The sequence below is a fragment of the Dietzia sp. CW19 genome (genome assembly GCF_014145265.1).
GTDB lineage: Bacteria > Actinomycetota > Actinomycetes > Mycobacteriales > Mycobacteriaceae > Dietzia > Dietzia natronolimnaea.
On record NZ_JAALEE010000225.1, the window covers coordinates 1 to 2,837 of the forward strand.

Genomic DNA, 2,837 nt, shown 5'->3' on the forward strand with positions numbered 1-2,837 from the left:
TGCCGGCCGGGCGGTCGGGACCCCCGCCGTCACGCCCCGTCGGGGAGCGCGGTGAAGTCCGCGGGCCGTCCCTCGGCGAACGCGGCCAGGGCCTCGGAGTTCGCGGGCCCGCCCATGAGTTCGGCGAAGCACTGGTTCTCGCGTTCACGCGCCTCGGCGATCTGGCGGGCCAGCGGCTCGACCATCGTCCGCTTGACCGCCCGCAGACTCGAGATCGGCAGCCTCGCCAGGCGCGTGGCGTGCTCGGTGGCCACCGTGAGTAGCTCCTCTGCAGGACACAGACGCCACACCAGGCCCATCTCGTGGGCCTCGGCGGCGCTGATCCACTCGGAGGACAGCAACACCCAGGCGGCGTTCTGACGACCCACGAGCCGAGGGAGCAGGTAGCTCGAGGCGGCCTCCGGCGCCACCCCGAGGCTGGTGAAGGGGCACTTGAGGCGGGCGTCGTCGGCCATGAAGGCAAGATCGGCGAACCCGATCACGGTCGTGCCGATCCCGAGGCCGAGCCCGTTGATCGCCAGGACCAGGGGCTTGTCGAACGCGGCCAGGGCGTCGATCAGGCCGATGAACCCGTGCTCACCGGGGACGAAGTCGGGATTGGTGACCCGCTCGGCCATCTCGACCAGGTCGGTCCCGGCACTGAACGCCCGGCCCTGCCCGGTGAGCAGCACCACCGCCACCGTCGGATCGGCCGACGCCTCGTGCAGCGCGACGGTGAGCGCGTCGTACAGCCCCTCGTCGAACGCGTTGAGCGCCTCCGGTCGCGCGAGCGTCAGTGTGCGGACCCGGTCGGCGTCCCGCACCTGTAGCGGCGATGTCCCCTCCCCGGCCACGGCGAGATCAGGCGCCGGCCGCGGGCGCGTCGAGGTAGACGGACTTGACCTCGGTGTACTGCGCCAGGCCCTCGGGGCCGAACTCGCGGCCGACCCCCGATGCCTTGAAACCGCCGAACGGGGCCGAGAAGTCCATCGTGTACGTGTTGACCCCGTAGGTCCCGGTGCGGACCCGGCGGGCCACGCCCAGCCCCGCCTCCCGGTCCGCCGTCCACACCGTGCCCGCCAGTCCGTACTCCGAGTCGTTGGCGATGCGGACGGCGTCGTCGACGTCGTCGTACGCGATCACCGACAGGACCGGCCCGAAGATCTCCTCCTGGGCGATCCGCATGGAGTTGTCGACCCCGGCGAACACGGTCGGCTGGACGTACCAGCCGGTGTCCAGACCGTCCGGGCGGCCGGTCCCGCCGGTGAGGAGCTGGGCGCCTTCCTGCTGCCCGAGCTCGATGTAGGAGGACACGCGCTCCTGCTGCCTCTGCGCCACCATCGGCCCGATCTCCGTGGCGGGATCCAGCGGGTCACCGACGACCATCGACCCGATCCCCTCGGCCAGTGCCCGGGCGACCTCGTCGTGCCGCTCCCGGCTCACCAGGATCCGGGTCTGCGCCACGCACGCCTGCCCCGAGTTCATGACGCCCAGGAATTTGATCCCCTCGACCACACTCGCCAGGTCGGCGTCGTCCAGCACGATCGCCGCGGACTTGCCCCCGAGCTCCAGCGAACACCGCTTGAGCTGCTCGCCGCAGATCGCCCCGATCTTCCGGCCCGCCGCGGTGGACCCGGTGAAGGCCACCTTGTCGACCCCGGGGTGACGCACCAGGTGCTCCCCCACCTCGCGGCCGCCGGCCACGATGCTCACCACGCCCGCCGGCACCCCGGCCTCGATCAGCAGCTCACCCAGCAGGTAGGTGTCGAGCGGGGTCTCGGGGGCCGGCTTGATCACGATCGTGCAGCCGGTGAGCAGCGCCGGGATCAGCTTGGACAGCACGGTGAACTGGGGGACGTTCCACGGCGGGATCGCCGCGACCACGCCCACCGGCTCGTGGCGGACCAGCACCTCCCCGCCGAGCACGCCCGGCCGGGTCTCCTCCCACGGGAACTCGCGGGCGATGTTGACGAACGCCTCGATCTGCATCCACGGGGCGGGGGCCTGGGCCAGCTTGCTGAACGAGATCGGTGACCCCATCTCGGTGGAGATCAGGGTCGCCATGTCGTCCAGCCGTGCGGCGTAGAGGGCCGAGAGACGGGCAACCACCTCGATCCGCTCCTGGGGACTCATCCGCGGCCACGGACCCGAGTCGAACGCCTCCCGCGCCGCGGCCACGGCGGCGTCCATGTCGGCGACCGAGCCCTCCGGGACGCGGGCGACCATCTCCTCGGTGTGGGGACTGATCACCTCGATGACGCTGTCCGTCGCGGGAGAGCGCCACTCGGTGCCGATCAGAAAGGCGTCGCGGTCGAGGGAGGTGGTCATGGGCGGTCTCCTGGGTGTCACTGGGTGGGCTCCTGTCGCAACGGACGCGCGAACAGACACCTGTCTACTGTAGGACCCCCGCCGCACTCGGGGTGCGTTTTCGAGAACGCGTTCCAGTGTGGTGTGCCGGCCCCCGGGGGATCGTGGGGTCCCCGGCGTCGGAGCCCCTCGGGCTCCCCGGCGTCGAGTCGCTCGGTCTCACCCCTCGGCATCGCCCCTCAGCAGCGCCCCTCAGCGGTCGAGCTGGAGCCTCCGCCATGTCGCGACCGTGAGCGCGGTGGAGACCAGCGGGATCACCCCGACCAGGGCGAGCTGCAGCGGCGACACCCCGCTGCCGCCGCTCATCGCCCACAGCGTCGGGGCGGCGAACGGCATCCATCCGCCGGCGCCGACGAGGACGCCGACCTGCGCCACGATGACGATCGCTATCGTCGCCGCGACCCCCGCGAGCGTCGATCGCGTCACGGTCGTGACCCAGGCGACGGGAGTGACGATCGCACTCGTCAACACCCGAGCGCGGTCTGACGCGC

The 2,837-nt window shown here is 71.7% G+C and carries 2 protein-coding genes and 1 pseudogene; all 3 read right to left on the minus strand.

Annotated elements, in window-relative coordinates:
* Positions 1-29: 29 nt before the first annotated feature.
* Positions 30-803, minus strand: a complete 774-nt coding sequence (locus tag G6021_RS07435) for an enoyl-CoA hydratase-related protein (RefSeq protein ID WP_304813358.1) — start codon at positions 801-803, stop codon at positions 30-32.
* Between the two features lie 37 nt (positions 804-840).
* Positions 841-2,307 (minus strand): aldehyde dehydrogenase, encoded by a 1,467-nt coding sequence (locus tag G6021_RS07440; RefSeq protein ID WP_179524811.1) that lies wholly within the window; start codon positions 2,305-2,307, stop codon positions 841-843.
* 231 nt (positions 2,308-2,538) lie between these two features.
* A pseudogene (locus G6021_RS07445) lies at positions 2,539-2,837 on the minus strand (ABC transporter permease); the annotation flags it as partial.

Bases quoted from the DNA above. Each gene is read 5' to 3' on its own strand.
- G6021_RS07440 (WP_179524811.1), bottom strand. From the start codon at position 2,307: ATGACCACCTCCCTCGACCGCGACGCCTTTCTGATCGGCACCGAGTGG.